General features: G+C 35.1%; 31 protein-coding genes and 3 pseudogenes. 11 read left to right on the top strand and 23 right to left on the bottom strand.

From position 1 onward, the window contains the following. Positions 1-97: 97 nt before the first annotated feature. Positions 98-1,390 (top strand): glycoside hydrolase family 18 protein, encoded by a 1,293-nt coding sequence (locus AC0L0O_RS06500; protein ID WP_000614849.1) that lies wholly within the window; start codon positions 98-100, stop codon positions 1,388-1,390. Positions 1,391-1,418: 28 nt separating this feature from the next. Here AC0L0O_RS06500 and tlp read toward each other — a convergent pair whose 3' ends face one another. From tlp to AC0L0O_RS06475, 5 genes are all read right to left on the bottom strand, one after another. Continuing rightward, positions 1,419-1,616 (bottom strand): small acid-soluble spore protein Tlp, encoded by a 198-nt coding sequence (tlp, locus tag AC0L0O_RS06495; protein WP_001133509.1) that lies wholly within the window; start codon positions 1,614-1,616, stop codon positions 1,419-1,421. 99 nt (positions 1,617-1,715) lie between these two features. Further along, positions 1,716-1,850, bottom strand: coding sequence for an acid-soluble spore protein SspN (gene sspN / locus AC0L0O_RS06490; RefSeq protein WP_000527987.1), 135 nt, complete (start codon positions 1,848-1,850; stop codon positions 1,716-1,718). A 43-nt stretch (positions 1,851-1,893) separates the two neighbouring features. Continuing rightward, positions 1,894-2,037 (bottom strand): FbpB family small basic protein, encoded by a 144-nt coding sequence (locus tag AC0L0O_RS06485; protein ID WP_001254697.1) that lies wholly within the window; start codon positions 2,035-2,037, stop codon positions 1,894-1,896. A 141-nt stretch (positions 2,038-2,178) separates the two neighbouring features. Next, a complete protein-coding gene (locus AC0L0O_RS06480) occupies positions 2,179-3,126 on the bottom strand; it encodes a 3'-5' exonuclease (RefSeq protein WP_000526925.1) in 948 nt (315 codons plus the stop codon). A gap of 115 nt (positions 3,127-3,241) precedes the next feature. Then, positions 3,242-3,817: a TlpA family protein disulfide reductase gene (locus AC0L0O_RS06475; RefSeq protein ID WP_000269072.1), complete on the bottom strand. Its 576-nt coding sequence runs from the start codon at positions 3,815-3,817 to the stop codon at positions 3,242-3,244. A 249-nt stretch (positions 3,818-4,066) separates the two neighbouring features. Here AC0L0O_RS06475 and AC0L0O_RS06470 point away from each other — a divergent pair, with 249 nt between their 5' ends. Then, complete coding sequence (locus AC0L0O_RS06470; protein WP_134188414.1) at positions 4,067-4,324, top strand: hypothetical protein; 258 nt, start codon at positions 4,067-4,069, stop codon at positions 4,322-4,324. A gap of 23 nt (positions 4,325-4,347) precedes the next feature. Here the strand turns inward: AC0L0O_RS06470 and AC0L0O_RS06465 are convergent, their stop codons facing one another. Together AC0L0O_RS06465 and acnA are read right to left on the bottom strand one after the other, a co-directional pair. Then, positions 4,348-5,997, bottom strand: a complete 1,650-nt coding sequence (locus AC0L0O_RS06465; protein ID WP_000666351.1) for an ABC transporter ATP-binding protein — start codon at positions 5,995-5,997, stop codon at positions 4,348-4,350. A gap of 116 nt (positions 5,998-6,113) precedes the next feature. Beyond that, a complete protein-coding gene (acnA, locus tag AC0L0O_RS06460; RefSeq protein WP_000238573.1) occupies positions 6,114-8,837 on the bottom strand; it encodes an aconitate hydratase AcnA in 2,724 nt (907 codons plus the stop codon). 291 nt (positions 8,838-9,128) lie between these two features. Here acnA and sspO point away from each other — a divergent pair, with 291 nt between their 5' ends. Continuing rightward, a complete protein-coding gene (sspO, locus tag AC0L0O_RS06455) occupies positions 9,129-9,278 on the top strand; it encodes an acid-soluble spore protein SspO (protein WP_000518052.1) in 150 nt (49 codons plus the stop codon). Between the two features lie 41 nt (positions 9,279-9,319). On the opposite strand, the gene pdaB is transcribed toward sspO, so the two are convergent. Next, positions 9,320-10,045, bottom strand: a complete 726-nt coding sequence (gene pdaB / locus AC0L0O_RS06450) for a polysaccharide deacetylase family sporulation protein PdaB (RefSeq protein WP_000945995.1) — start codon at positions 10,043-10,045, stop codon at positions 9,320-9,322. Positions 10,046-10,091: 46 nt separating this feature from the next. Beyond that, positions 10,092-10,355, bottom strand: coding sequence for a hypothetical protein (locus AC0L0O_RS06445; RefSeq protein WP_001146294.1), 264 nt, complete (start codon positions 10,353-10,355; stop codon positions 10,092-10,094). A gap of 121 nt (positions 10,356-10,476) precedes the next feature. Here AC0L0O_RS06445 and AC0L0O_RS06440 point away from each other — a divergent pair, with 121 nt between their 5' ends. Further along, positions 10,477-10,599 (top strand): small acid-soluble spore protein P, encoded by a 123-nt coding sequence (locus tag AC0L0O_RS06440; protein ID WP_000517650.1) that lies wholly within the window; start codon positions 10,477-10,479, stop codon positions 10,597-10,599. Between the two features lie 124 nt (positions 10,600-10,723). Then, a complete protein-coding gene (locus tag AC0L0O_RS06435) occupies positions 10,724-11,110 on the top strand; it encodes an Hsp20/alpha crystallin family protein (protein WP_000516742.1) in 387 nt (128 codons plus the stop codon). 43 nt (positions 11,111-11,153) lie between these two features. On the opposite strand, the pseudogene AC0L0O_RS06430 reads toward AC0L0O_RS06435, so the two are convergent. After that, positions 11,154-11,462: pseudogene (locus AC0L0O_RS06430) on the bottom strand (MDR family MFS transporter); the annotation flags it as partial. A 24-nt stretch (positions 11,463-11,486) separates the two neighbouring features. Then, positions 11,487-11,894 carry a hypothetical protein gene (locus AC0L0O_RS06425; protein WP_000965141.1) on the bottom strand — a complete coding sequence of 136 codons (408 nt, stop codon included), beginning with the start codon at positions 11,892-11,894 and terminating at the stop codon, positions 11,487-11,489. Positions 11,895-12,031: 137 nt separating this feature from the next. Between AC0L0O_RS06425 and AC0L0O_RS06420 the strand changes: the two genes are divergently transcribed. Continuing rightward, on the top strand, positions 12,032-13,234 hold the full coding sequence (locus AC0L0O_RS06420; protein WP_000435893.1) for a serine-tRNA(Ala) deacylase AlaX: 1,203 nt from the start codon (positions 12,032-12,034) through the stop codon (positions 13,232-13,234). Between the two features lie 44 nt (positions 13,235-13,278). Here AC0L0O_RS06420 and AC0L0O_RS06415 read toward each other — a convergent pair whose 3' ends face one another. Continuing rightward, a complete protein-coding gene (locus tag AC0L0O_RS06415) occupies positions 13,279-13,722 on the bottom strand; it encodes an NUDIX hydrolase (RefSeq protein WP_000432574.1) in 444 nt (147 codons plus the stop codon). 104 nt (positions 13,723-13,826) lie between these two features. On the opposite strand from AC0L0O_RS06415, the gene AC0L0O_RS06410 reads away from it, so the two are divergent. Further along, positions 13,827-14,408: a DUF6434 domain-containing protein gene (locus AC0L0O_RS06410; protein WP_001247880.1), complete on the top strand. Its 582-nt coding sequence runs from the start codon at positions 13,827-13,829 to the stop codon at positions 14,406-14,408. A gap of 7 nt (positions 14,409-14,415) precedes the next feature. Here AC0L0O_RS06410 and AC0L0O_RS06405 read toward each other — a convergent pair whose 3' ends face one another. From AC0L0O_RS06405 to AC0L0O_RS06375, 7 genes and pseudogenes are all read right to left on the bottom strand, one after another. Further along, positions 14,416-15,507 carry an acetyl-CoA C-acyltransferase gene (locus AC0L0O_RS06405; RefSeq protein ID WP_134188416.1) on the bottom strand — a complete coding sequence of 364 codons (1,092 nt, stop codon included), beginning with the start codon at positions 15,505-15,507 and terminating at the stop codon, positions 14,416-14,418. Further along, positions 15,500-16,963 (bottom strand): acyl-CoA synthetase, encoded by a 1,464-nt coding sequence (locus tag AC0L0O_RS06400; RefSeq protein WP_000513167.1) that lies wholly within the window; start codon positions 16,961-16,963, stop codon positions 15,500-15,502. Before AC0L0O_RS06400 ends, AC0L0O_RS06405 begins: the two co-directional genes overlap by 8 nt. Positions 16,964-17,028: 65 nt before the next feature. Continuing rightward, complete coding sequence (locus AC0L0O_RS06395; protein ID WP_001093325.1) at positions 17,029-17,604, bottom strand: biotin transporter BioY; 576 nt, start codon at positions 17,602-17,604, stop codon at positions 17,029-17,031. Positions 17,605-17,727: 123 nt separating this feature from the next. Continuing rightward, positions 17,728-19,341: a long-chain fatty acid--CoA ligase gene (locus AC0L0O_RS06390; protein ID WP_000980181.1), complete on the bottom strand. Its 1,614-nt coding sequence runs from the start codon at positions 19,339-19,341 to the stop codon at positions 17,728-17,730. A 136-nt stretch (positions 19,342-19,477) separates the two neighbouring features. Next, positions 19,478-19,678, bottom strand: a pseudogene (locus tag AC0L0O_RS06385) (ABC-2 transporter permease); the annotation flags it as partial. A 71-nt stretch (positions 19,679-19,749) separates the two neighbouring features. Beyond that, positions 19,750-19,935 (bottom strand): annotated as a pseudogene (locus AC0L0O_RS06380) (GNAT family N-acetyltransferase); the annotation flags it as partial. A gap of 3 nt (positions 19,936-19,938) precedes the next feature. Next, positions 19,939-20,142: a hypothetical protein gene (locus AC0L0O_RS06375; RefSeq protein WP_000810863.1), complete on the bottom strand. Its 204-nt coding sequence runs from the start codon at positions 20,140-20,142 to the stop codon at positions 19,939-19,941. A 152-nt stretch (positions 20,143-20,294) separates the two neighbouring features. Here AC0L0O_RS06375 and AC0L0O_RS06370 point away from each other — a divergent pair, with 152 nt between their 5' ends. Next, entirely contained in the window at positions 20,295-21,107 is an 813-nt protein-coding gene (locus tag AC0L0O_RS06370; RefSeq protein ID WP_000104596.1) for a GNAT family N-acetyltransferase, read from the top strand. Positions 21,108-21,278: 171 nt separating this feature from the next. Continuing rightward, complete coding sequence (locus AC0L0O_RS06365; protein WP_000160420.1) at positions 21,279-21,491, top strand: CsbD family protein; 213 nt, start codon at positions 21,279-21,281, stop codon at positions 21,489-21,491. 204 nt (positions 21,492-21,695) lie between these two features. Here the strand turns inward: AC0L0O_RS06365 and AC0L0O_RS06360 are convergent, their stop codons facing one another. Then, complete coding sequence (locus AC0L0O_RS06360) at positions 21,696-23,174, bottom strand: DUF4822 domain-containing protein (RefSeq protein WP_001044082.1); 1,479 nt, start codon at positions 23,172-23,174, stop codon at positions 21,696-21,698. A gap of 393 nt (positions 23,175-23,567) precedes the next feature. Between AC0L0O_RS06360 and AC0L0O_RS06355 the strand changes: the two genes are divergently transcribed. Further along, complete coding sequence (locus tag AC0L0O_RS06355) at positions 23,568-23,996, top strand: cytidine deaminase (RefSeq protein ID WP_001019670.1); 429 nt, start codon at positions 23,568-23,570, stop codon at positions 23,994-23,996. A gap of 112 nt (positions 23,997-24,108) precedes the next feature. Here AC0L0O_RS06355 and AC0L0O_RS06350 read toward each other — a convergent pair whose 3' ends face one another. From AC0L0O_RS06350 to AC0L0O_RS06340, 3 genes are read right to left on the bottom strand one after another with little or no spacing between them, the layout of a single operon-like run. Continuing rightward, complete coding sequence (locus AC0L0O_RS06350) at positions 24,109-24,360, bottom strand: DUF2164 domain-containing protein (RefSeq protein ID WP_001983516.1); 252 nt, start codon at positions 24,358-24,360, stop codon at positions 24,109-24,111. Positions 24,361-24,377: 17 nt separating this feature from the next. Then, the gene (locus AC0L0O_RS06345) at positions 24,378-24,830 is read right to left on the bottom strand and encodes a peptidoglycan recognition protein family protein (RefSeq protein ID WP_000402953.1); all 453 of its coding nucleotides are present in this window, start codon (positions 24,828-24,830) and stop codon (positions 24,378-24,380) included. A 15-nt stretch (positions 24,831-24,845) separates the two neighbouring features. Further along, positions 24,846-25,667: a protein phosphatase 2C domain-containing protein gene (locus AC0L0O_RS06340; protein ID WP_473785672.1), complete on the bottom strand. Its 822-nt coding sequence runs from the start codon at positions 25,665-25,667 to the stop codon at positions 24,846-24,848. A 126-nt stretch (positions 25,668-25,793) separates the two neighbouring features. On the opposite strand from AC0L0O_RS06340, the gene AC0L0O_RS06335 reads away from it, so the two are divergent. Further along, on the top strand, positions 25,794-26,603 hold the full coding sequence (locus AC0L0O_RS06335) for a YitT family protein (RefSeq protein WP_000251336.1): 810 nt from the start codon (positions 25,794-25,796) through the stop codon (positions 26,601-26,603). Positions 26,604-26,606: the final 3 nt, after the last annotated feature.

Below are 26,606 nucleotides of genomic sequence, written 5' to 3'. Positions count from 1 at the left end.
TCTTTCACTTCTGCTACCTTGCATACATTTAATCATAATACAGCGGAATCAAAAATAAAATAAAAACAGTGAATCTTTTACCGAAAGGAGCAAGCATATGATTCAAATTGTAACGGTTCGCAGCGGTGATAGCGTATATAGCTTGGCATCAAAATATGGATCAACACCTGACGAGATAGTAAAAGACAACGGACTCAATCCAGCTGAAACACTCGTTGTTGGTCAGGCACTAATTGTGAATACGAAAGGGAATAATTATTATGTACAGCCTGGCGACAGCCTATATCGAATCTCTCAAACATATAACGTTCCTCTCGCTAGTTTAGCTAAAGTGAATAATTTATCTTTAAAATCCATTCTCCATGTTGGCCAGCAATTATATATTCCAAAAGGGACGAAACGAGCAGTAGAATCCATCGCTTATTTACAACCTTCAACTATCCCCATTAAAGAAAGTTTAGTTAATTCTACACGTGCTATTAATCCATTTTTAACATACTTAGCCTACTTCAGTTTCGAGGCAAAAAGAGATGGTACGTTAAAAGAACCAACTGAAACAGCTAAAATTGCTAATATTGCAACGCAAGGAAACACCATTCCTATGCTCGTTATTACAAATATTGAAAATGGAAACTTTAGTGCCGATCTAACATCCGTTATTTTACGTGATGCAACGATTCAAAATAAATTTATTACAAACATTTTGCAAACAGCTGAGAAGTACGGTATGCGAGACATTCATTTTGACTTTGAGAGCGTGGCACCTGAAGATCGCGAAGCGTATAATCGCTTTTTACGAAATGTAAAAACACGCTTACCTAACGGGTACACATTAAGTACAACACTTGTACCGAAAACAAGTTCAAATCAAAAGGGAAAATTTTTCGAAGCTCATGATTATAAAGCACAAGGTCAAATTGTTGATTTCGTCGTCATTATGACATACGACTGGGGTTGGCAGGGCGGGCCGCCGATGGCTATTTCTCCTATCGGTCCTGTAAAAGAAGTACTTCAATACGCAAAATCTCAAATGCCTCCGCAAAAAATTATGATGGGACAAAATTTATACGGATTCGATTGGAAACTTCCATTCAAAGAAGGAAATCCGCCTGCAAAAGCAATTAGCTCTGTCGCAGCTGTTGCACTAGCTCGTAAATACAATGTTCCGATCCGCTATGATTTCACAGCACAGGCTCCTCATTTTAATTATTTCGATGAAAATGGTGTACAACACGAAGTTTGGTTTGAAGATTCACGGTCTGTTCAAAGTAAGTTTAATTTAATGAAAGAACAAGGTATAGGTGGTATTAGTTATTGGAAGATTGGTTTACCATTCCCGCAAAATTGGCGTTTACTTGTTGAAAACTTTACGATTACGAAAAAGGGCTGACAAAAGTCAGCCCTTTTTGTACATTCTGTTAAGATTCATCTTTGATTTCACTTTTTAATGAGTCAATACTTTCTAAACGTCTTTGATTTTTTGCTTCAATAGCAGAACGGTCTTTTTCATTAGAAAGCTCCGCTGTTTCTTTTGCTTCATTAAAGTTATCAATTGTATTTTGCACCATTTCTTGTAACTTTTCAGCGTTATCACTTCGATTATCTGGATTTGGCATGTACTTTCCTCCTAATATTGTATATACACACCATCTTAAATTACCTATCTTCCCTCAAATTTATACATAAAAAAGGAGAATACAATATTCTCCTTTTCTTTAACCGTTATCAACAATCGGTTGTTTACCCGTTTGGTCTTGCATTTGCTTCCCTTTATTGCCACCAGCTTTTTTTGATTGTGTTCCAATATGATTCGGTGCAAAGTCTTTTGAATTCTTTTTCGGATTACCCATTACTATCGCCTCCTTAACACTAGTATCGTACTAGTGTTAAGAATTATTCAGCTTGCTTAAAAAGTTTCATTTCATAACGTTTTTCAATACGCTCTTCAATACGATCGATTGCATCACGATCGCTTAATAATTGTTGTTTATTTTCTTTCACAAGTTCGTCAAATGATTTGCGACGACTTCTTCTCATGCTGTTCACCCTCTCTCCTTCTCATTCTTACTATACATAGTATGAGCAAAGGAAAAACTCTTTAATCAGATTTGCAAGAAAATTTTATGTTTTAATACTCCTAAAAAAACTCCGTGTACAATAAAACGTACACGGAGTTTTTCATACCATAATATTTAAATACTCTTTTAACTTTTCATCTGCATTCATTTCACTTTGTTTATAATCATGCAGCGCTTGCAGTACGAAATCATACTGTTCTAAAATATAACTTTCTAATTTCAGGACGTCCTCTAAGCAATTAAGCATAATTCTCGTGTTACCAACTTCACTTTTTAACGCCGGTTCACAGGCTAAACTCGTACATATTTCTTTCACATCATCTTCTAATATGTCTGTTAATACGTATTTCTTTCGCCCTTTTACCTTTAATCTCATAACTGGATAAAAAGCTTTTATATCTAAATAGCTTCCTACATTCATGCAACGAATCCATTCAATATCACGTTTATTTCGTACAAGTATCTCTTTTACCGCTTCATATACTGCTGTCTCATCAAGTACTTCTGTATTCGATTTCCTTTTCGCCTCTTCTTCAATAGAGGCACATTTTTGATAAACTGCTGCACACGTAATACAATCATCAAATGCATTATGAGAACTCAAACGAATTCCAAGCATTCGCTTTAACGTTTCAAGTTTATGATTAGGAGCGTGCTTCATATATTTCTTCGCTAAAAATACAGTATCAATCACTTTATTTTTCGGTTCCGGTAAACCAAGCATATTCACATTACTTTTCAAAAAGCGCATATCAAAAGATGCATTATGAGCGACAATTACATTTGTATGTAAAAATGCTAAAAATAAAGGTAACACTTCTTCAATCGTCGGTGCATCCGAAACACGATAATTTGTAATACCTGTTAAACTCGTTATTCGGTCCGGGATTGGACGCTTCGGATTCACATAGGAAACAAATTGATCTACTAGTTCATGATTACGATATTTCACTGCCGCCACTTGAATGATTTTATCATTATAAGGGTTAAATCCTGTTGTTTCAAAGTCAATTACAACATAATCTAACGGTAAGGATATATTCCCCACTTGAACCCCTCCTTTATCTCTAAACGTTTATATTTCTTTTATCATAACATGCTGCTATCACTACGTGAAAAAGAAAAGGCAGAAATGGCTACTTTCCACCTCTACCTTTTCGCCTTTATTTTAATTTAGCAATTCGTTTCTCCATCTCTTTTTGCGTCATCGGTCCAATGAACTTATCTTGAATAACACCTTTCGTATCTATAAAATACGAAGTTGGGATCGTAATGACTTTATAGGCTGTTGTTACATCAATGTTCTTGTCCAATAAGATAGGAAATGTAATTCCTTTTTCCTTCGCAAAATTACTTACCTTTTCTACTCCTCCACCTTTTTCGGAAGGCGTATAATTTATTGCTAAAATTTCTACGTTATCTTTATGTTTTTTATAGAAAGCTTCCATATCCGGCATTTCTTGCTGGCAAGGTCCACACCACGTTGCCCAAAAGTTTAAAATCACCTTTTTTCCTTTCAAATCCGATAACTTTATATTCGTTCCATCTAACTTCGTTAATTCAAAGTCTGGCGCACTCTTTCCTATTTCAATACCGTTACTTGCAATCATTTCTTTCATAGCAGCTTCACTTTTTTCTTGCTCTCCTTGGGCCGCCTGATCGCTTTTACCAAACTGTTCATAAGCTGCATATCCCGCTAAACAAAGTAACACTACAATAATCGTAAGCTTCCGCCACATTTTATATCACCCTAACGTGTTTGTCTTGTAACATATTCACCAAAATGCTATATACCTTATTTTAGCTTATACGGACAAGCTTGGAAATATTCACAGTCGAAATAATTAGAATATTCTCATTTGAAGTGTGGTTTTTTCCTTTTCATCATATAATTAGAAAAACAAATGAAGTATTGTTTTTCTAATTATGGGCCCATTCACCTTTTTACTTTCGTAGTTATACAAACTTCAACAAAAGGGGGATTTTTTATGAATTCATTCGAAAAAATAACATTATATATTCTTAGTTTTCTTTTATACCCAATCGGTATTATTACATGGATCATTTCACTCTTTAGTAACGATCTTGAGAAAAAGAAAGTAGGGCGTATTTGTCTCTACGTTTCTCTAGTCTCATTCGTCCTTTTCTTAACTCTTGGAATTACAACTTTCCTTATGACTGCTACCTTTAACGTTGATCTGAATCATTCAGAATCTATCGAGTATCAAATAAATGACGCTGAATAAAGATAAGAGCAATGCTCTTATCTTTATTCACATCTCTTAAAAAATGAATGACTATTTATTAATTTTTCAGGACTTCCACATGCTACAATACTTCCTTCTTTCATGATAACAACGCGATCTGCTAGTATTACTTTCTCTACATCATGTGTTGCCACAATTCTCGTGACCTCACTTCCTAGTTCTTCTATCATATTCCAAACAAATTCTTGATTGTTCGGATCTAATCCCGCGGTCGGTTCATCTAAAATAATAAGATGAGGATTTGAAACAATTGCTCGCAATAACGCAAGGCGTTTTCTTTCTCCCCCTGAAAACTCTTCACCGCTTTTATGTAGTACAGTTTGAAGACCTTCAGGTAACCCCCTAATAATCGGCGTTACATTGACAAGTTCAGCATTTTTTTCTAACTCGTTTTCTAGCCTCTCTTCCCCAAAATACATATTCTCTTTTACTGTCACCCGAAAGAAACGAGGTTCTTGCCACACTGTAGTCAATTGAGCCTCATTTCCATAATAAGTAATGCTACCGTTAGATGGTTTATACAAACCTGTCATTAATTTTAAAAGCGTTGTTTTTCCTACACCACTTTCCCCCACGATTATAATGAGTTCACCAGGTTGAATTTGCAAATCAATATTATAAATTCTACATTTCTCTTCATCATTTTCCTGAAATGAGACATTTGTTATTGTCATCCCCATCGCTCTTTCTACATTACTATTTGCTACTCGTTTATCTAAAAAGGAAAACACTCTACTTGCCGAAGCAACTGCAACTTGTGACATCATTAATAAATCTCCCACATAACGGACAGGGAAAAAGAGCATCTCTATTGTCGCTAAAACTGCAACAAGTGAACCAACTTCCATTTCGCCCTGCATTATTTTTTGCGCACCGATAATAAGAACAACGATATATGCTCCTGTTTCAATCACTGTTCCAACTACCCCAATGCAGTGCTGCATCATCGTCTTCTTTACTTCCGATTTATAAGATTGTGCCGTTACTCCCTTAAATAAGCGAATGGCCCACTTTTCTTTTTGTAAACTACGTAAATCTTGTGCTCCTTTTACAAACTGTGACATCGTCTCTACAACAGTTGATTGATTTTTTTGAGCAATACTGGCAATATTTCTTACCTTTTTCCCTAAAAGCATTGGAACCATTGCACTTAAAAATAAAAATGGAGTTACCCACAATATAAACTGTATATCTATATGTTGTAGTGCTATGATCGCACCGATAAATTGCGCAATGGCGTGTATATATTCTATTAATATAGAATCATATAACCTGACCCAGTTCGGAATATCAGATACGACTAACGTTTCTAGCTCTCCTTGTTTGATTTTCTCACTCTCTTCAAACGGTAATAGGAAAAAATGGCGCAATACATCTATACGCTTCTCTCGTAATATTCGCTGGCTCGCTTTTGAGCTTACATAATCAAATGAAAGATTGTTCACCCACATCAATAAGCGGGTAACTGTAAACAAAGTAATGTAAAAATACGCTCCCTTCAGCTCTCGTTGAATTAGGTTATCTACAATTAGTCCCATGAATAGTGGACGGGATAGATTTAAAATAGCTGCAAAAATCCCACTGCATACAGCTGCTATTACTAATATTTTTTCTTTCTGTAACGGTAACAAAATTCTTTTATATTCTTTCATAGTATTCCCTCCATTTTTATAGTAAAAAGAAAGGGATGAAACCATTTGGTTTCATCCCTTTCCATAAAATAAGGAAGCTAACAGTTGTTAGCTTCCTTATCATTCATTTCAATTGTTTAGTTCGACACTTTAGACTCTTCAATTTTCTCACGAAGAACCATTTGCAGAATACCACCGTGACGGTAGTAGTCAATTTCAACTTCACTATCGAAACGAGCTACTACTTCAAATTGTTTTTCGTTGCCATCTAGATCAGTTGCAACTACTTTTACAAGATCGCGCGGTCTAACTGTTTTGTCAATTTGAATTTCAAATGACTCGTTACCAACAAGACCTAATGTTTCAGCGCTTTCGCCATCTTTAAATTGAAGTGGTAATACGCCCATTAACACTAAGTTACTGCGGTGAATACGCTCGAAGCTTTCTGCGATTACTGCTTTAATACCTAATAAGTTTGTACCTTTTGCAGCCCAGTCACGAGAACTTCCCATACCGTAATCTTTACCAGCAACAACTAAAAGGCCTGTGCCATCTTCTTTATATTTCATAGCAGCATCATAGATAGATGTTACTTCACCAGTTGGCCAGTATGTTGTATATCCGCCTTCTGTTCCTGGTGCGATTTGGTTTTTAATACGGATGTTCGCGAATGTACCACGCATCATAACTTCATGGTTACCACGACGAGAACCGTAAGAGTTAAAGTCAACTGGTTGTACGCCGTTTTCTAATAAGTAGCGTCCAGCTGGTGTGTGCTTACCGATTGAACCTGCTGGTGAAATGTGGTCTGTCGTTACAGAGTCACCAAATTTACCAACTACGCGTAAGCCCGATAACGTTTCAACTTCACCTGGCTCTTTAGATAAACCTTCAAAGAATGGTGGGTTTTGAATGTATGTTGAATCATTATCCCAAGTATATAAAGCTTCGTTTGAAGTTTGGATTTCATTCCAACGCTCATTGCTGTTAAATACTTGTGCATATTCTTTCTTGAACAGTTCAGATGTAACAACACTTTGGACTACATCTTCAATTTCTTTAGCTGATGGCCAAATGTCATTGAAGTAAACAGCATTGCCATTTGCATCTTTACCGATTTCATCATTTTTCAGGTCAATATCAACAGTACCTGCAAGTGCATAAGCCACAACAAGTGGTGGTGATGCTAAGTAGTTCGCTTTTACAAGCGGGTGAATACGACCTTCAAAGTTACGGTTACCAGATAAAACAGATGTTACTAATAAATCGTTTGCTGCGATTGCTTCTTCTAATTCCGGTGCTAATGGACCAGAGTTACCGATACAAGTCGTACAGCCGTAACCAACTGTTTGGAAACCTAATTGGTCTAAATATGTTGTTAAACCTGATTTATCTAAGTATTCAGTAACAACTTTAGATCCTGGTGCTAATGATGTTTTTACGTACTCAGGTACTTTAAGTCCTTTTTCAATTGCTTTCTTCGCAACTAAACCTGCCCCAATTAATACGTATGGGTTTGATGTATTTGTACAGCTTGTAATTGCAGCGATTGCAATTGCACCTGTTTTCATCGTTACTTCTTTATCTTCTAATGTAACCTTCACTTCTTTATCGAACTCTTGCTCATTAAATCCAAGTCCTTGTGTTCCAACTGGTGCTACAACAGCTTTGTGGAACGCATCTTTCATATCTGAAAGTGGAATTAAATCTTGTGGGCGTTTCGGTCCAGAAAGGTTAGATTCGATTGTATTTAAATCAATTTCAACAAGATCAGTGTAAATTGGATCTTTGCTGTCTGCTGTATAGAATAGGCCGTTCGCTTTACAGTATTCTTCAACAACGCGAATTTGTTCTTCATCTCTACCTGTTAAACGCAAGTATTCTAATGAAATTTCGTCGATTGGGAAGAATCCACAAGTTGCGCCGTATTCTGGCGCCATATTTGAAATTGTCGCACGGTCAGCTAAAGGCATGCTCTTTAAGCCATTACCGAAGAACTCAACGAATTTACCAACTACACCTTTTTGACGTAATACTTGTGTTACTTTTAATGCAACGTCAGTTGCTGTAGTACCACTTGGAAGTGTACCCGTTAATTTCACACCGATTACTTCAGGTACTGGGAAGTATGAAGGCTGTCCAAGCATTCCTGCTTCTGCTTCAATACCACCAACGCCCCATCCAAGAACGCCGATACCGTTAATCATTGTTGTATGTGAGTCTGTTCCAACTAATGAATCTGGGTATGCAACTAAGTCACCTTCAGCATTTTTCACAGCGTGAACAACTGGTGCTAAATATTCAAGGTTTACTTGGTGTACAATACCTGTAGCTGGTGGAACTGCACGGTAGTTATCAAATGATTTTTGTGCCCAGCTTAAAAATTTATAACGTTCTTCATTACGTTTAAACTCTAAGTCCATGTTGAATGCAAGCGCGTCTGCCGTACCCGCTCTATCAACCTGTACAGAGTGATCAATTACAAGGTCTACAGTAATTTCCGGATTAATTTTATCAGGATCCCCACCCATGTCTGCCATTGCTTTACGAAGCGAAGCCAAATCAACAACAGCTGGAACACCAGTGAAATCTTGTAAAATTACACGAGATGGTTTAAATGGAACATCGATATCTTGCACATCTTTCGTTCCCCATTTCGCTAAATTTGTAACATGCTCTTCTGTGATTACACGTCCGTCTACTTGACGAAGTACTGATTCAAGTAAAACTTTCACGGAATATGGTAATTGAGATACGTTGCCAACCCCTGCATTTTCAAGCGCTTTCAAATCATAATAATGATACGTTTTTCCATCTACTTCAAAAGTTGCACGTGATTGAAATGGATTATGTTTGACCATTATGTTTCCCCCCTGTTAAACGTGACTAAGTTGTCTGAATATAAAATGTAGACAAACTTTTCAATACCTTACGATAATATCTTATTACAACTTTCTAAATAAGTAAATAATAAGAAACTTATAGATTATCATAAGTTTTCTTTATGTTTCTAAATTTGAATAGCTTTCATGCTCCTTATGAATACTATTACCATAAAGTAAAGTGCTCTATTAACGCTTTACTTACAGTTCATACATACTATGAACTGCTCATCATTCAACTTACAAAAAAAGTTATAGAGGTGAAATAAAATGGGTAAAAGAAAAGCAAATCATACTATTTCAGGAATGAATGCGGCATCTGCACAAGGACAAGGTGCTGGTTATAACGAAGAGTTTGCAAATGAAAACTTAACTCCTGCAGAACGACAAAATAATAAGAAACGCAAAAAGAACCAGTAACGAAAAATCCCAAAAGGAGCATTCACCTTTTGGGATTTTTTCTAATGTTTATAACGTAATAATTCCGAAACCGTTACAAATCGATAGCCCTGCTTTTTCAGTTCAGGTAAAATTTTTGCTAGCGCTGCTACTGTTTGACTACGATTATTTCCTCCATCATGTAACAATACAATATCGCCACTTTTAGCATTTTTCAATACATGATTTACAATGGATTCAACCCCTGGATTTGCCCAATCACGTGGATCTTGATGCCACGACCATAGAACAGTTTGATAACCAGCTTCTTTCGCTGTTTTAAATACAGCATCGTTAATATATCCGCCAGGTGGACGGAATAGTAAAGGTTCTTTCACCCATTTTTTGAAAAATTTCTTTCCATCTAAAATATCGTTTTCTAATTTTTCATCTGAAGAATTACTCGCATACAAATGGTTCATCGTATGATTTCCAATTTCATGTCCTTCTTTTAACACTTGTTTCACTAAATATGGATTACGCTGAACTCGAAATCCGATCATAAAAAATGTCGCTTCTGCTTTATATTGACGTAATAAATTTAAAATTTGTGGTGTATAAGTTGGATCTGGTCCATCATCAAATGTAATGGCAATAATCTTTTCATTATTAGGTACTTCCCATGTTACATAGCCAGTTGGTTCTAGCTCTTTTCTGAGCAACATTTTCGCTTCCACTTTTTCAACTTGAAATATATGTACTGCGCATAATAAAGAAAAAACGAATAGAAAAATTTTCTGTCTTAACATAACATTTATTAAAGTAATAAGGTTGTCGAATACACAACAACCTTATTTACTTTTCTAATTGATCTACATGTTGCATAATATTTTGAAGATTATTTTCGTATTGCTCAAGTTGTGGGCGTTGTGTTTCCGAAGCTACTTCTAGTGCATTTTGAATCTGTTCATACGCTTCCTGAACCTCTTGGCGTAATTCTTTTAAATCATGACCGTAGTTTGGATCGTTTTTCACAATGTTGTTAAATGCATTTTCCGCTTGTGTAACTCCTTGCTGAGCTGCTTGAAACGCTTGTTGTTTATCTTTATGATATGGCATTATACAATCCCCTTTCCATAATAGTTAGTCCCATTTATCTTTACCTTTTTTTCTAAAAACATTCTCGTATAAATTTGCAAACTTCTCTCATTCTAAAGAGAAAGAGGAGGTGTCACATACAATGGGAAAAAACAATCGTGAAGCGAAAGAAAAAAAAGGACAACCTGAACCATTAAGCGGATCTCATAAAGTAAAAAACCGTAACCATTCACGCCAAAAGAATCATGCGCATCATGATATGTAAAACAAAAAGTGCACACTAGCTACTTTTTCCACATACAATGTTTATATTTTTCCATTTATTCTTCACCCCTACTTCATTCATGCATAACATAGTATGAATTGAGATTTTACGGAGGGTGTCTTACATGGGCAAGAAAAAGAAGGATTGTCTTTTTCATGTTGATGGTTTTGAAGAATGGATGGATCAATTTTGTTCTGATTCTTGTAGTAACTTTAGTTTCCCAAATCAAATTCATATTGATCTTTGTGAAACGGAACAAGAATACATTTTGGAAACAGATGTACCAAATGTAACTGAACAAAATGTAGTTATTAAAAAGATGGAGACAGGCCTAAACATTTGCATACTTCATAAAAATATTTCTTTGCAGCGGAACATTCCTTTACCCGCTACTATTATTTATAAGAAGATGCTAGCCTGCTTAGAGAATGGATTTTTAGCCATTCATATTTCCAAAAACGAAGTAGCTAATAAACATGAAGAGAAAGTTCTTTTTCAAATTGAGAATTAAAATAAATACAAAGATAAGCCCCAGTCATCTACTGGGGCTTATTTTATTTCGCATGTACTTCCATATTAGAATTTCTGTCATATCTTTTTATCAATAAACCTTTTGTAATTAAAAGTACAGGAAATGCTACAGTTGAAAATATAGCTAACGCTGAAAATACTACAAATCCATTTTGGTACCCGTAATAATCAAGAAGTACGCCCCCAAACCATGGACCAATTACTGCTCCAATCCCTGAAAATCCCATTGCTCCAAAATATGTTCCTTTTAAATGTGAAACAGCTATATCATCAATAAATACATCCGTCATTGAAAACATTAATACTTCTCCAATTGTAAAAATAATTGTACAAAAGGATCTGCTTTCTTTCCCTTTTTATACTTGAGATGTTGTTACCCGAGCAGTTCTCGTTATATCCATATCTATGCCATATGTAAACTGTAATTCTTTACAAACATCTTTAATTAAAATTGCAACATTATACTTCTCATTAAATTGTAAAACGATGTTTTCTACTTCTTCATATGTATACTTATATTCCCCTGTAATGACACTTTTTAAATCAAAGCATTCATTTATACAAAGTTGCACAAGTAGCTGGTCATATTTTTCTATTACATCTTCTTTCTTCCACAGTACCTCTTTTACATATAACCGATCAAACTTCACGCTTTCTCGATTACAATCCGTTAAAATCCGGGTCATTTCATTTAATTCTCGATACAATTCAGAAATATTTTTGCTTAAACTAAGCAGTTTATCTACGCCGTTTTCATATAACATATTCATTCCACCCCCGCATTTTCTTCCTCTTATTATAGCAAGAAAATTCTAAAAATAGTTTCTTTCTTCTGAAATATTAGGAAACGAATTTCGATTGCTTTACAATGAAACTAGCGAACACGAAAGGGGAAAGAAAATTGGAGCAAAAATTATATTACACTGACGCTTATAAGCAAGACTTTACTACAAAAGTTATAAAGCAAGATTATGATAAAGACGGTAACTTATACGTTATTTTAAACGAAACGGCATTTTACCCAACAGGTGGCGGGCAACCCCATGATACTGGAACTTTAAATGGCATTGCTGTACTTGGTGTTGAAGAAGTCGACGAAGAAATCCGCCACTTCATTGCAGAACAATTACATACAGAAGAAGTAGAAGGTAAAATTAATTGGGAGCGCCGTTTTGATCATATGCAACAACATGCGGCTCAGCACATTTTATCTGCTGCTTTTTGGGATTACTTTAACATACCTACGATTGGATTCCATCTTGGTAAAGAAACGGTAACAATTGATTTAGAAACAGAAAATTTACATGCAGAAACGGTTGAAAAAGCAGTACAAATTGCGAACAAAATTGTTTTTGAAAATCATCCAATTCTTATTAAATGGATGAACTTAGAAGAAGCGAAAACATTACCACTTCGCAAAGAACCGACTATGACAGAAAATATACGCGTTGTTATGATCGAAAACTTTGATTATAACGGCTGTGGCGGAACACACCCGAAACGTACAGGTGAAGTAGGGCCTATTCAAGTACTAGGATGGGAACGTAATAAAGGCGGCATACGATTAACATTTATCGCTGGTTGGCGCACACTTAAATTAATGGGACAACAGCAACAAATTATGAAGGATGTTTCTAAACAATTAAACAGTAGCGAAGCTGATATTCCAGCAAAAGTAGCACAACTTCTTACTTCTCAAAAAGAAAATGAAAAAGCAATGCAAACAATGACTGAAAAATTATTATATACAGAGGCAAACGAACTACTTCAACAACCTACCAAAATACATGCTGGCATACTTATTTCTAAAGTGTTTACAAATCGTTCTATGCAAGAAATCGCAAAGCTATCCGCTATTATTACAGAACAACAAGAGCATGCCATTACATATTTCGTTATTGAAAACGAGGACAAATTACAATGCATCCTCGCTTGTGGAAAAACAGTCACACTCGATATGAATGCTCTTTTAAAAGAGGCACTTCCTACAATTGAAGGAAAAGGTGGCGGAAATAAAAAGAGTGCTCGCGGCGGTGGGAAAGCGATGATGAGCGGGGATGAGTTTTTAAATCAACTTATTTCTTCTTTACAGTCAGCAGTCTAAAACCTGTTTATGAAGGATAGCTAACGGCTATCCTTCCACTATATTTATAGGCCTATATTTCGTTTTAACCCTTGATAACTCCCTGCATTTAGAAAACCTTCACTTATAAGAGAGATAAAAGTTTCCGAAAAACCATACTGACTTAAATCTTTAATCGGTATCATTTGCACATCATAAATTGGATTATAATCAAACTCGTTAGAAGGTAGCGTAATTTCACCTTCAATCCTTTCAAGCAAAAACGTTATATGTAATAAAGACGGGCGTGCATCTGGTTTATCACAAACATAGAGTAGCTTCTGAATATTAACTTCTAACCCTGTCTCTTCTCTCATTTCTCGAATCATTGCTTCCTCTAACGTTTCGCCATTCTCTACTCTTCCTCCAGGTAAAGACCAATTCCGATTAGCAACTTTTTGCTTTACTAGCAATACTTTTTCATCTTCAATTAAAATTCCAGTAACACGAACTTGCATTACATTTTCCATATACAATCTCCTCTTTCTATTAAATTTACAAATAAATCCTTCCACAAAAGGAACGTATGTTTTATAATTAAAGAAAATTATGGAAGAAAGAAGTTGTTACATTCATGCGTCCATCTTTAACAAAGTCTATATCACTTGAAGATTTCCAAAACTATTATTGGTTAAAAGCAGAACTTCAAACATTTTGTCGTAAGAATGGTTTACCAGCTAGTGGCTCTAAGATTGAAATAACCGAGCGTATCTCACATTATTTACATACTGGTAAAATATTAAAAAACAGCTCTGGTCCAAAAGCGAGTAAAACTTCTCTCTCTTATAAAGACCTTTCTCTTCAAACTGTTATCACTGAAAATCACCGCTGTAGCGAAGAGGTTCGGGCCTTTTTCAAAGAAAAAATTGGAGCAAACTTCCGCTTTACAGTAGCTCTTCAAAAATTTTTCAAAGAGAATATTGGAAAAACATATGAAGACGCGGTAGCTTTTTGGCATGAAGAAAACGAACGAAAAAAAGACCCTACATACAAAACAACGATCAGTGCACAATTTGAATACAATCGCTTTACTCGTGACTTTTTCGAAGATCCAAATAATAAAGGAAAATCAAAAGCTGATGCTATCGCTGCTTGGAATGAAATAAAAGCAAAACCTGGTAGCAATGCTTATGTTCCTCAGAAAGTAGAAAACTAGTTCCTTTCTAGTCTTCTACTTTCTCAAATAATAGTGCAAGACCTACCCCGCCCCCTATTCCTAACGTTGCGATTCCATATTTCATACGCTCTCGTTTCGCCTGATAAAACAAGCGCGTTACAAGCATAGCCCCAGATGCACCGTACGGATGACCAAGCGCAATTGCCCCACCATTTACATTTAATTTTCCGAAAGGAATTTGTAACTCCTTTGCACAAGCTACAACTTTTGAGGCAAATGCTTCATTTATTTCAAAATAATCGATGTCCTCTACTTTCATATTCCTTTCGTTTAATAATTTGTTCACCGCAAATATCGGACCAGTCCCCGGAAGGTTAGGATCCACTCCAACTACAGCACTACGAACGAAACGAAGTACAGGCTTGTATCCTAATTTTCGGGCTTGTCCCTCTTCCATTACAAGAACGGCACATGCTCCATCATTTACACCGCACGAATTACCTGCCGTTACTGTACCATTGTGTAAAAATGCAGGTTTTGTTCTTTTAATGATTCGTTCATAATTCATTTCTGGCTTAATGGATTCATCTACCAATCCATTAAAAGACAATATTTCCTCATGTATATATCCTTTTGCTAATGCTTGCAGTGTTCGTTTATAACTGAGGCATGCATACTCGTCTTGCATTTCTCTCGTGATGTTATAACTTTCTGCAACATACTCAGCCGCTACTCCCATATTAGGATCGCCAATTGTTTCTGGTGAAAATCGCGCCCTATTTTGAAAAGGTGACGTACTTGTACTCTCTACTCCTCCGGCGATATAACACTTACCGCCCCCGCCTTGAATGAAATGACATGCGGTGCGAATCGCTTCCAATCCGGCACCACATTGTCGGTCAATCGTTACACCCGGAATATGATGACCAAGCCCTGCTTCTAAAGCAGATAATCTCGCAACATTCCCTCCTGGCCCAACAACATTCCCTAATATGACATCGTCTATCGCTCTCTCCATTCCTTTACTTAAAAATGTAAGAAGCGGTGCTGCTAATTGCTGAACTTCATAGTCTTTTAACATCCCATTCTTCTTACCAATAGGTGTCCTTTTCGCTTCTACAATAACTGCTCTATTCATATATTTTCTCCTGATTTTCAATGATACTCTTTGCTTCCATACGAGCGATTTTCCCGCTATTTGTATACGGTATTTCATCTACAAAATACCATTCTTTCGGTATTTTAAAAGAGGATAATCTTTGTAAGCAAAAACGCTTTAATTGTTGCCTCGTAGCACTTCCTTTTACAATCGCGACAGGTTTTTCACCCCAGTAACTATCTTCCACACCAATTACAACTATTTCATCAACAGCTGGATGTTCATGTAATACGCTTTCTATTTCTTCTGGGAAAATATTAATTCCTCCAAATAAAATCATATTCTTCTCTCTACCGATAATATAAATAAATCCTTCTTCATCTTCATAACCTACATCTCGCACTGTCATCCAGCCATCTGCATTCAACTCCCGTGCTAAAACCCCATCTATTATGTATCCCATAAAAAACTGATCACTTTTCACATAAACAGTTCCTATCTCACCTTTCTGTACTTCTTTTCCTGCCTCATTACATACTCGAACTTGCACATTGTGACAAGGTTTCCCTACTGAATTTGGCCTTCTTTCGCTCTCTTCATCAACTAATGCTGTTACAAAACTCAGTTCCGATGCACCATAAAATTCATATCTTTTCGCATAAGGAAATATATTCTTTATTTTTTCTTTCGCTCCAGCTTCCCATTTCGCCCCTGACGAAATAATTTTCATTTTATTTTCTATCACTCTATTTTCTTTATATAAAGCTTCAAGCATTGTCGGAACTGTATACATAACTGATATATTTTCAGCTTCTAACTTATCTAGTACTTGATTTGGAATGAACTTTCTCATAATGTGAACCGTTTGTCCTACATATAATGCGCTTATTGCCCCGTATAAGAAAAGAGAATGAACAAGCGTCCCAGCTATTAAAATCGAATCCTCTCTTTTCATATGAAAGTCATGTACATTACAATCAAAACTATGAAGCCACGATTGTTGCGCACGTAAAAACGCTTTTGCTTTCCCAGTCGATCCTGATGTGAATCCCATATAAAAAGGAGCATTTTGTACATTCTCTATAGGGAAATATGTAGGAAGATATTTCTCAATCATCCTTTTCCACTCATCAATTTCAATTACTCTTCCTTCTTCATCCGGTAAATCATTTAACTTATATCTCTCTGTCACAATCATATCCGGATTGCTAATTGCAATTCTTTCTTTGAGCTCATCTTGTTTCCACTTTATATCTAGTGGCACACAAACCCATCCTGCCATAGCAGCACCAGCGAATAGTTGTAAAAACTCTATACGATTTTCTAATACAATTGCTATCGTTTTATTCTTCGATTCTTTTTCATTCAACCAGTTTGCTACTTTATACACTGACTCAAACCACTCTTTATATGTTAAGACTCGATCATTTTCCTTTATTGCTATTTTATTCGGTTGTAAAGAGGCATGTTTTTTATATTCTTTTGTTATTCCCATATGAGATGTCCTTTCTTTACAAAATACTAAAAAGAAACACGCAATAAACGTGTTTCTTCTCTTTCTTATCCCGCATTTGTATATTTCCCATTCTTTAGAGCAGGCGTAATAATATGTTTCAATGAACGATGTAATTTCGTTACAAGAATCGCTGCAATAATAGCTTTTATGCAATCTCCTGGTAAAAACACAGCACTCACTTTCATCGTCTCCCACACGGAAACACCCATTAAGAAAGCTTGTACAGTAATACCAAATACATAAACTACGAAAATACCACCAATTATATTAATGCATAATACTTTTATAATAGAAACTTCACGTAGATGCTCAATTAAGTAACCAATGACAAATGCTCCAACGATATAACCAAGTAAATATCCTGCACTTGGCCCAACAAATACGCCAAAGCCACCACGTCCACCAGCAAGTAATGGCGCTCCAACTCCTACAATAAGTAAAAAAATAAGCTGGCTTAATGCACCAAGACGTGATCCTAACAATCCACCAGCAAGCATAACACCAAGTGATTGTAATGTAATTGGAACTGGTGTAATAGAAAGAGCAATTGGAGGTATTAACCCTAACACTCCCATAATAGAACTAAATAAAGCGACGAAAACTAAGTTTTTTGTATTCATATTTACTTCTCCTATTTGTAAACTTAAAATGGTTTTTAGGTAACATATTATAGGAGATATATTATCTTTCTATTTAGCTTTTGTCAACTCGTTTTCTTTATTAGTTTACAAATATAAATTCAATTATTTTTCTTTATGCAAATGCTCGAGTTCTTTCCGAAGCGCCTGCTTTAAAAACTTCCCAACAGATGTTTTCGGTATTTCTTCCATAAATACAATATCGTCTGGTAACCACCACTTTGCAAACTGTGGTTTTAAAAACTCATATATCTCTTCTTTTGTTACTGTACTATTTTTCTTTTGAACGACACACGCAACTGGTCGCTCTTGCCACTGCGGATGAGGAACGGCAACGACAGCCGCTTCAAATATAGCATCATGTGCCATTAACGCATTTTCAAGGTCAACAGAGGAAATCCACTCGCCTCCGCTTTTAATCACATCTTTCGTGCGGTCGACAATTTTTACGCAACCTTCCTCATCGACTGTGACAACATCTCCTGTATATAACCATCCATCGCGAAAGCCTTCAACAGTACGATCATCGTTATAATAGCTTTCAGCGATCCATGGCGCTCGTAAACATAGTTCTCCCATCTCCGTACTATCCCACTTCACTTCACCATTTGTACCGACTACTTTCATCTCTACACCAGGAACAAGATACCCTTGTTTTGATCGAATTTCTAATTGCTCTTCATACGATAATTCTGTTTCATAACTTTTTAAACGTGCAAGTGTTACGAGTGGGCTTGTTTCGGTCATACCATATGCATGGATGAACGGAACATTATGTTTCTGTTCAAATGCTTTAATAACACTCTTCGGTGCAGCTGCACCACCGCATAGTATTCTCGTCATACTAGATAAATCGTAACTATTATTTTCTAACTCTTGTAATACACCAAGCCAAATTGTCGGCACACCAGCAGCTAACGTCACTTTTTCAGCTTGAATCATTTCTAATAAAATTTTCGGCGTAAACATCGGTCCTGGAAGCACTTGTTTTGATCCAAACCAAGTAGCTGCGAAAGGTAGTCCCCAAGCATTCACATGGAACATCGGTACAATAGCCATTGCCGCATCACTTTCCGATAAAGCAGCTGTATCTGCTAAACCGAGTGCCATACAATGCAGTACAGTACTACGATGCGTATATACAACACCTTTTGGATTTCCTGTAGTCGCTGACGTATAACACATACCAGCAGGTGTATTTTCATCAATATCTTTTACGAATTGGAAATTTGGATCGCCTTCTTCTAATAGTTTTTCATAATGATATATAGGTTCTAGCGTAGTATTTGGAATTTCATCTTTATCAGTCATAATAATGTAAGCTTGTACAGTTGATAATTGTGATTGAATATTTTCAATGAGTGGTACGAGATCTTCATCAATAAGTAGAATTCGATCTTCTGCATGCTGAATAATGTATGAAATATGTTGAGGAGATAAACGAATATTAATTGTGTGCAAAACGGAAGCAATACCAGGAATAGCAAAATACGCTTCCACATGTCGATGATGATTCCACGCTAACGTTCCTATACGCTCGCCTTCTTTAATTCCTAATTTTTTTAACGCACTGGAAAGCCTTCTCGTTCTTTCACCTAACTGCTTATACGTTAATGTCGTAACTGTGTCATGTGTCCGTGAAACAATTTCTTTCTTCGAAAACAGTTTTTCTGCTCTTTCCATCATAGAACTAATTGTTAGCGGTACATTCATCATCATATTGGTTATATCCCCCTTTAAAACGTTTTCATTTTTCGTTTATTATAACAGACTTCTACAAATAATTACGACATTTTTCTGTATTTTCTGAATTATTTCTTTGGAAATAATTCAGAAAATACTAAGAGAAGATCTACTAAAATTCCTTCTTACGATATATAAATAATGAAATAACAAAAGAAAAGATATATATGGTAACGCCAAATATCGTATATAGAATGGAAACATATAAAGATGAATTTAAATTTGATATTGGAAATTGTTCTATTAGATAGCCAATTACACTTTGTAATCCAAAATAAGTAACAAGTCCCCCGCATGCGCCTCCAATTGTAACAATTAAAGGTAATTATTGTTATAAAAAAACAAAAACTCCCTTATTTATTTAAAGGAGTTTTCGATATGAAATATTCCAAGAAGGGCTAATTTTTCTTTCTCATACTCATTCACAATTTCTTCTATACATTTTTGTACGTTGTGCAACGATTAATAAGCATCCCACACAGTATATGTTGTCATCTCTTTATATAAGGCATATTCATATATATGTAAAATATTACTCCTATTAACTTCCTTAATAAAAACACTTTTCAATAATCATAACGGCTTCTGCTTAAACTTTTCATAGTGTCGTACTTTTAATAAAAGGACATTCCCGCAATTTGTACAAATATAGGCATCTACTGGTGAAGATGTGAACATCGTCTCCTTTTTCCGTATTTGTGCATAACCGACAAACTCACCTTCTCCTATGTTATGAGAACCACAATTAGAGCATGTCTGCACATTTTTCTGTTTCATGAGAGCACCACCTTTAATCTGTTTCTACTCCCTTCGACAATCCACTTCCATTTCCCTTCCAAAAAACTTCTAATTCTCTTACATTTCAACAGGAATCTTAGAACATAAAGCGTATATGTACTATGAAATATATTTAATGACGGGGGAATTTTATGAGTACTATTGTGACACTTAATACAGCAAATGAAATTGAAAACGCAGAAATACATATGCTTTCTTCTAGATTAGCGCTACTACAAGCAATAAGTGGAAATCCAATGCAAGTACAAATGAAAAAGTTCGGGAGTGCCACTGCCTATTCATCAAAAATAATTGCTGGTCCTGCTTTTAATACAGTAAAAGGCGTTACCTTTACAAATACAGATGAGATAGATGCGATTCTCTCTTATTATCAATCACTACAAATTCCTTGCCGTTTTGAAATTACACCAGCGCAAGGTACAGCTGAACTATTTCAATACTTATCTCAAAAAGGATTTTACCAATCTAGCTTCCATACCGCTTTATATAGTAAACCGAAAGAAGATCCATCTCTTCTTCCTTCTAACATTTCAGTACGCAAGCTAAAAGAAAATGAGTTTGATATTTTTGCAGATATATATGTACGTGGTTTTAACATGCCATCCTTTACAAAAGATGGCGTGCGCCAAAATAACAAAATTCTTTACAATAAACCAGGATGGCATTTTTTCATAGCTGAAGTTCAAAATACTCCTGCTAGTATAGGAGTTCTCTTTATAAATAACGGTGTTGCCTCATTAGCCGCTTCTGCTACTTTACCAGAATTTCAGCGTAAAGGCTGTCATACTGCATTAATTCAAAAACGAATTGAGACAGCTATTGAATCCAATTGTCATTTAATAGTTGGACAAGCAAGGTTCGGTAGCGGCAGCCAAAATAATATGGAACGTGCCCATATGAAAATTGCTTATACGAAATCAATATGGACTGCAAAAAACATATAATTAACATTCTTTCTCTTTTCATTACACTTTTATACATTTTATTGCAATTTATTTTCTACCCTATTAATCATTTGAATATTCAAACTAGATTTGTTACGCTATTATTAGATACATCATTCAACTTGCAATATGAAAAGAAAATTCTAATCAAACTACAAGGAGGAGAAATGTATGACTAAACATGATCATGGTTTAAAAGAAAAAGTAGAAGGTACAATTGATAAAGTAAAAGGTGAAGTAAAAGAAGTTGTCGGGAAAGTAACTGACAATAAAAAATTACAAGCTGAAGGAAAATGGGATAAAGTAAAAGGCACTGCTAAAGATACTGTCGGTAATGTAAAAGAAAAAGTTCATGAATATAAAGAACATAAAGAGAATAAATAAAAGAACGAAAATGTATGGTTGTGCAAGTAGTAAGTGACTAGGTCTGAAAAAAGAGAATTTGCCCCATAAAATCATTTTAAAACGACAAATAGATGCCTCAAGGCATCTATTTGTCTATAAACAACTATTTTAATTATATAATCACTCTGATCTTTCCTTACTAACCTTTTCTAACATAATGCCTTTGCTACATACAGTAAAGGCTTACTTTGTGAAATTTGGTTTTAGGTCACCTGTATACGGTTCATGCTCAACAAAGATTTTTATATCTTTTCCATTCGCATCTTTCCCCATTCTTGTATACGTAAATTTCTCTTTATTTAATTCTGTAAGTTCAAGAACTGCACCGTATTTATTATTTCCTAACGAAACGTGGGCTCTTATTTTATTATCATGTACAACATCAAAGAAACCATAGTCTCCACGACTTTCTCCTGTATTCACATTAAAAAACTCATATTTATTTGTATTTTTATCATATTTTGCTAGACTGATTAAGTTTGAATTGTATTTTGTTACATTATTACCTTGTTCATCTAATACCACCGTTCCATTCCATAGTGTACTAGATAATATTTTATCTCCATCAACATCCGTAACTATTTTACCCGTCGAGCTCTCTAAATTTTTATCAGGTCGCGTGAAAGATAGCTCTTTTTCTTGATAAGGAATATGTTCAACAAATACTTCTACATCGTTCCCTTTTGCATCTTTCCCCATTCTTTTATATGTAAATTTCTCTTTATCTAATTGCGTTAATTCAACAACTGCTTGGTAATTTTGCGTCTCAGAAATTAGTACTCTTTTCTTTCCATCATTAGTTATAAAAAAGGTACCGCTATCATTACGACTCTCTCCTGTACTTGCATTAAAAAATTCATACCTTGCCGTTTTAGCATCATACTTTGCAAGCCCGATGAAATTCTGATTTTCTTTCGTTACATCATTATGATCTTTGTCATAGACTTTTGTCCCTTGCCAATTTGTTTCACCAAGTATGCTAGCTAATAGTTGCCCTTTCGTTTCTTGAGTTTTCTCAGTTTCTTGTATTGCATTGTATAAAAATTGTGCATACTGTTCACGCGTCACATCCATATTTGGAGCAAAATTCCCTCCGCCTACTCCTTTTGCAATATTATTTGTTTGAACAGCACTAATGGCATTGCTTGCCCATGAGTTCGTTGAAACGTCATTAAAAGTATGATTACTCTTTGCCTTTAAATGAAAAGCATTTGTAAGAACTTGTGCCATTTCTGCACGTGTTAAGGATGCCTTCGGTCTAAAGTTCCCGTGCTCGTCACCCTTAAAAACGCCCATTTCTGTTAAAGACAAGATTTCCTTTATATAGCTTGTCGACTCTTCACTTACGTCCCCATATGGATTCTCATAATTTTTCTCTTCTGCCAAATTAAAATAACGATACAGTAAAGCTGCAACTTGTTCGCGTGTCACATTATCTCCAAAACCAAATCTCCCATCATCATATCCGAAAACGATTTTCTCATCTGTTAATTGCTGAATCGCCTCATATGCCCAGTGCCCCTTTGGAACATCTTTAAATACACCAGTATGATTCGTTTGTGGTGTAATCTCTTCTGCTTTTACTTCTCCATTTTTTTCAGTTAATAGAACTCCACCTAGAACTGCTGATATGATACATGTTTTTAAAATTGTTTTATTCATAGTTTTCCAATCCCTTCCTTCATTTAACAAATAATTACACCACTTTTCTTCCAAAAGAAGACTCTATGTGAGCAATTCATGTTTTAAATTTTCATTACAGCTAATTGGATACAAAGTGTTACACCTCCAAAGTTTTTTTCGTAGTATCCATAGCTGCTATATATAGGAATTATAAATAACAACTATAAATTGCCCATAAACAAATTATTAAAAAAAGATAAAATTAAGATAATATATTTTTAATCTCAATCTTTTTATAAAAAAACGTTCCTTTTGGCAAAAAGATGGTTTGAAATTAAATGTTCATTCCATTTTTTTGTTTATGTTATTATGATAAAAGAAAGAATATTTCGAAATAACAAACCTGAATTTGGACAGAAATGAGGAAAAAAATTGAATATTGAGCAACAATTATATGATGTGGTGAAACAGTTAATTGAACAAAGATATCCAAACGATTGGGGTGGGGCCGCAGCGATTCGTGTAGAAGATGGAACAATTTATACAAGTGTTGCTCCGGACGTAATAAATGCTTCAACAGAACTTTGTATGGAAACAGGTGCAATTTTAGAAGCTCATAAATTTCAAAAGAAAGTTACACATTCTATTTGTCTTGCAAGAGAAAATGAGCATTCTGAATTAAAGGTACTCTCGCCTTGTGGTGTATGCCAAGAACGTTTATTTTATTGGGGACCAGAAGTACAGTGTGCGATTACAAATGCTAAACAAGATATTATTTTTAAACCTTTAAAAGAGTTGCAACCATATCATTGGACAGAAGCATATCATGATGAAATGGTAAAAGAATGGAGTACGAGATAGGGAAATAAGTTCTATTATTTTCCTGATGACAATAAAAAAATGTCACGGCCTTTTTCAAATAAAACATCGGAAAAGGCGGTGACATAACACTTATTTTATAATTGACGGAAGTTTACTTCCCTTCACTTTTTTCTAACACATACAAATCTTCTTCAATATTAGATAGTTTCTCGGTTACAAGCTTTCTAGCATCTCCAATTGCTTGATTGTATGCAAAAGGTCCTACTAATTTAATCATTTCTTCTATTAAACGTTCTGCTTGAAAACGCCCAATTTCATCTAAATCTTCTTCAACGAAAAATTGCTGAATTTGTGCTACAAGCTCTTCTTTTTTATCATTTGGTATTTTTATATTCATCATCATTTATTACTCCTCTATATTTAAGATAGTAAGTTTCTTAACTCTACCATAGAAAAACGATTGCCAGGACAAGTTTTTGTAACACCTTCTAGCTCCCTATGACCAAGTACATTTCCTTTCTCTATAGAAAACTGCTTCATAAACATTTTACATAAAGAATATACTGCATTCATTTGCGGGGGAGTTGGATCATATTTATCAAAATTACCCGTCATACATATTCCAATTGTATCTCTATTATATTCTTTCGCATGTGCTCCAATATGTAAACCTCGCCCTTCGACTACAGTTCCATCTTCTTCAATAAAATAATTGTAACCAATCCCGCTCCACCCTCTTACTTTTTGATGAAATTCATGTGTTTGATACACATCCCATCCATCTTCAGATGTATGGTGGATAATCAGTTTATTTACTTTTTCTAAAGGAACTAATTCGTCTTGAAATGCTAAATTTACACATTTAATTTCCATATGAATTGCCTCCCCTTAAAAATCAATCATTATAATTGTCTTATCATCTGGTCTTATTCTCTTTTCCCCTTCTAACTCTTCGATAATTGCTACATATTCACTTATACTATTCTTTCTTATATATGCAACAGTTTGTTCGAGTGGCCAATCTGGGTGGAATAATCCATCTGAACAAATAAAAATTCCGCTCACTTCATCTATATGTAATTCACCATGTTGTAAATAGTGTATCGCTTCTTTCATTCCATTTGCAACGGAATACCCACCCTGCATATTTGCAAGATAACGATTATATTTTAACTGTTCTCGCACATCTTGAAAAACATATTCTTCTGGTACAAATAACCCTTTTTTACGATCTTCTTCTCTCTTCTTTTTTGCTCGTTTACTAATTCCTTCAACCGTGTCTTTCGTTAATACTTGCATTGTTCCATTTTGAAGTATTGCGACAATCATACAGTCCCCTAACTGTGCGTATTCAATTTTCTCACCATTTATTTGAACTGCCGCAATACATGTGCACCACAAATGTTCTTTTTTTCTCGTATCTACTTTATATGCTAACATTTTACTTTGCAATGCTTCGTTTGCTTTCGCAACAGCAACTTGTAAACTATGATTTTCACGTAAAGAAGCAAAATAACTTGCAAATAAATGTGAAGCGATATATGCTCCATTATGTCCCTTTTCATCACGAAACGGGACGAGCGGTGTTGCACCATCACATACACCATAAATCTTATTTTCCTCATTACAAAAATAAGAATCCTCACATTCTTGCTTCAACGGGCTTTTCTGTTGATATGTTTTTACCTTCACAACTGTATCCCCTTTCAAATGATAAAATACTCAAATTCTTTTGATTAATCTAATTTTCCGAAATAAACTGTTTTTACCCAAAACTTTCAATATCATATATAATCTTGAAATAATATGAATTTTTTAGTGAAGGACGGGAAAGAGATGGTCAGATTTCTTGGTGTTATTATTGGTTCTATTATTATTGCGATTGCCTTTAATCTTTTCCTTATCCCCCACAAAATTTTAAGTAGTGGAATTGGCGGAATTGCTATTATTTTAGGGATTGTAACTCCTGTAAACACAGGTATTATTAACTTTGTATTAAACTTACCTATCCTTATTTTAGGATACATAGGTCTTGGAAAAAAAGTCATTTTTAACACGATTGTCTCTGTTATTGTATTATCTGTTGCATTATACTACGTTCCAGTGAAAGTCGTCGCAACAGATCCACTTTTATCATCTATCTTTGGTGGTGTCATTGCCGGAGCCGGTATCGGTCTTGTTTTTAACTGTAATGGATCAACTGGTGGTTTCGATATTATCGGTATGCTTTTATCCCGCAAGCGAGACATTAAACTTGGCGGATTCCTTATTATTTTAAATGCGGTCGTTGTAATAATTGCAGGATTCTTCTTCACTTGGGATGTTGCTCTTACAAGCTTACTTTCCATTTATGTAACTGGTAAAGTTATCGATGCTATTCATACGAAACATCGAAAAGTTACACTTATGATTGTAACAAATGAAGCAGAAAAAATGAAAAAACAACTTCTTTCAACTGTTGTACGTGGAATTACATTACTTGATGGCGAAGGTGCTTATTCTAGCGAAAAGAAACGTGTACTTATGACAGTCGTTTCTCGTGAAGAATTAGCAAGCATGAAATTAACAATTTCTGAAATTGACCCTCATGCATTCGTTAACATTACCGAAACGGTTGAAGTATTAGGATTGTTTAGAAAAGGTTAAAAA

It is taken from the genome of Bacillus sp. GS3m_15504 (assembly GCF_055825275.1).
The sequence above is the reverse complement of the archived record's forward strand: the minus strand, read 5'-3'. Positions and strand labels throughout refer to the sequence as shown.